We start from the raw sequence: 2,966 nt of genomic DNA, 5'->3' as shown, positions 1-2,966 counted from the left end.
CGAAGGACGTGTTAAGCTGCGATAAGCTTCGGGGAGGTGCACAAGACCCTTAATCCGAAGATTTCCGAATGGGGCAACCCACTAGATTGAAGATCTAGTATTCTATTTAAATAGAAGGCAAACCTGCTGAACTGAAACATCTAAGTAAGCAGAGGAAGAGAAAACAAAAGTGATTCCGTAAGTAGTGGCGAGCGAACGCGGATTAGCCCAAACCAGTGTTGTTGCGGCAAGACTGGGGTTGTAGGACTTCGATATCGATGATATAAATGAACGAGAACTGTCTGGGAAGGCGGGCCGTAGAAGGTGAGAGCCCTGTATTGGTAAGTTTATGTTATTGTAGGAGTATCCTGAGTAGGGGGGGACTGGAGAAATCCCCTTTGAATCTGCCGGCACCATCCGGTAAGGCTAAATACTACCAAGAGACCGATAGTGAACGAGTACTGTGAAGGAAAGGTGAAAAGTACCCTGAGTAAGGGGGTGAAAAGACCCTGAAACCATACGCTTACAAGCGGTCGGAGCCCTTTCGTGGGGTGACGGCGTGCCTTTTGCATAATGAGCCTACGAGTTACTTTCACTGGCGAGGTTAATCACATAGATGTGAGCAGCCGGAGCGAAAGCGAGTCTGAATAGGGCGCTTAGTCAGTGGGAGTAGACGCGAAACTTTGTGATCTACCCATGAGCAGGTTGAAGCTCCGGTAAAACGGAGTGGAGGACCGAACCAGTTTACGTTGAAAAGTATTTGGATGACTTGTGGGTAGGGGTGAAAGGCCAATCAAACTGAGAAATAGCTCGTACTCCCCGAAATGTTTTTAGGAACAGCCTCGGGGTCAAGTTTTAAGCAGGTAAAGCTACCGATAGGACTAGGGGGAGTCAAATCCTACCAAATCCTGACGAACTCTGAATGGCTTAAAATATACCCGGGAGTGAGGGTTGGGGTGCTAAGGTCCCAATCCGAGAGGGAAAGAACCCAGACCAACAGCTAAGGTCCCAAAATCTTTACTAAGTTGAACTAAGGAAGTCTGATTGCAGTGACAGCCAGGATGTTAGCTTGGAAGCAGCTATTCATTTAAAGAGTGCGTAACAGCTCACTGGTCGAGCGAGGCGGGCATCGATAATAAACGGGCATCAAGTAAAGTACCGAAGCTTTGGATTATATTTATATACTGGTAGGGGAGCATTCTGATTGCGGCGAAGGTTGAGCGACAAGCTTGGCTGGAGCGATCAGAAAAGCAAATGTAGGCATGAGTAACGATAATGAGGGCGAGAAACCCTCACGCCGAAAGACTAAGGTTTCCTCAGCTATGCTAATCAACTGAGGGTTAGTCGGGGGCTAAGGGTCTAGCGAGAGCGACAACCTAATGCACAACAGGTTAATATTCCTGTACTTACTTATTGGGCAAATAGATGACGGAGAGAATGGGTTACCAGATACTGACGGAATAGTGTCTTTGAGAGGCGGCAGCAATGCCAAAACGAGTGTAGCGAGTGATCTTCCAAGAAAAGTCTAGGCGTGTATAACTAATAAGTAACCCGTACCGTAAACCGACACAGGTGGTCGAGAAGAATATTCTAAGGCGCTCGAGTGAATCACGGCTAAGGAACTCGGCAAATTAACCCTGTAACTTCGGGATAAAGGGAGCCTCGAGTAATCGAGGCCGCAGAGAAATGGCCCAGGCGACTGTTTAACAAAAACACATGGCTTTGCAAAATCGAAAGATGACGTATAAGGCCTGACACCTGCCCGGTGCTGGAAGGTTAAGGGGGGATGTTAGCTGCAAGGCGAAGCATTGAACTGAAGCCCCAGTAAACGGCGGCCGTAACTATAACGGTCCTAAGGTAGCGAAATTCCTTGTCGGGTAAGTTCCGACCTGCACGAATGGTGTAACGATCTGGGCACTGTCTCAGCCGTGAGCTCGGTGAAATTGTAGTAACGGTGAAGATGCCGTTTACCCGCAACGGGACGGAAAGACCCCATGAACCTTTACTATAGCTTAGCATTGAGTTTTGGTACTGGATGTGTAGGATAGGTGGGAGGCTGTGAGCCGGTGTCGCTAGGCATCGGGGAGCCAACGTTGAAATACCACCCTTCTTGTACTGGAATTCTAATCCCTGAATGGGAGACATTGCTTGGTGGGTAGTTTGACTGGGGTGGTCGCCTCCAAAAGAGTAACGGAGGCTTTCAAAGGTTCCCTCAGCACGCTTGGTAACCGTGCGTAGAGTGCAATAGCAAAAGGGAGCTTGACTGTGAGACCGACAAGTCGATCAGGTACGAAAGTAGGATATAGTGATCCGGTGGTTTAGTATGGAACAGCCATCGCTCAAAGGATAAAAGGTACTCTGGGGATAACAGGCTGATCTCCCCCAAGAGCTCACATCGACGGGGAGGTTTGGCACCTCGATGTCGGCTCGTCACATCCTGGGGCTGGAGAAGGTCCCAAGGGTTCGGCTGTTCGCCGATTAAAGTGGCACGCGAGCTGGGTTCAGAACGTCGTGAGACAGTTCGGTCCCTATCTGTTGTGGGCGTAGGAATATTGACAGGTTCTGACTTTAGTACGAGAGGACCGAGTTGGACTGACCGCTGGTATATCAGTTGTTCTGCCAAGGGCATAGCTGAGTAGCCACGTCGGGACCAGATAAGCGCTGAAAGCATCTAAGTGCGAAACTGACCTGAAGATGAGTATTCCATGAAGGGTCCGTGTAGACGACACGGTCGATAGGCTACAGATGTAAAGGCAGTAATGTCAAAGTCGAGTAGTACTAATTACCCGAAAGCTTACTTTTATAAAAAAATGCAACGACTGTTTATTTTATCTCACAATATGGAAAAAGGCTAAGCCTGGCAAGATTTATGGAGCCGATAGGACGGGTGTTCACCTCTTCCCATCTCGAACAGAGAAGTTAAGCCCCGCACCGCTGATGATACTGGGATCAAACCCGGGAAAGTAAGTAAGCTCCAAGTTATTATT

2 rRNA genes are annotated in these 2,966 nt (G+C 48.6%); both read left to right on the top strand.

The window, feature by feature from the left end:
- A 23S ribosomal RNA gene (locus tag ACST15_RS12445) occupies positions 1-2,782 on the top strand.
- 65 nt (positions 2,783-2,847) lie between these two features.
- A 5S ribosomal RNA gene (gene rrf / locus ACST15_RS12440) occupies positions 2,848-2,959 on the top strand.
- Positions 2,960-2,966: the final 7 nt, after the last annotated feature.

It is taken from the genome of Aquirufa sp. Wall-65K1, assembly GCF_054558475.1.
Note: the sequence above shows the minus strand (reverse complement) of the source record. Positions and strands in the feature narration are given on the sequence as shown.